We start from the raw sequence: 246 nt of genomic DNA, 5'->3' as shown, positions 1-246 counted from the left end.
CATGTCTGCGGCGCGGAGCCGGGTGATGTGCTCGAGGTGCAGATCCTCGATATCTGGCCGCGGCCCTCGGCCAATCCAGCCTTTGCCGGCAAGTCGTTCGGCAGCAACGCCGCGGCCTGGTGGGGCTTCCATTACAAGGATCTGCTCACCGAGCCGAAGCCGCGCGAGGTCGTCACGATCTACGAGGTCGACGCAACCGGCGAGCGCAACTGGGCGCGCGCCGTCTACAATTTCACCTGGACGCCG

1 pseudogene is annotated in these 246 nt (G+C 66.3%); it reads left to right on the top strand.

The features are described 5' to 3' along the window. A pseudogene (locus tag FNJ47_RS47830) lies at positions 1 to 246 on the top strand (acetamidase/formamidase family protein); the annotation flags it as partial.

The organism is Bradyrhizobium uaiense, from assembly GCF_010811875.1.
Classification (GTDB): Bacteria; Pseudomonadota; Alphaproteobacteria; order Rhizobiales; family Xanthobacteraceae; genus Bradyrhizobium; species Bradyrhizobium uaiense.
Note: the sequence above shows the minus strand (reverse complement) of the source record. Positions and strands in the feature narration are given on the sequence as shown.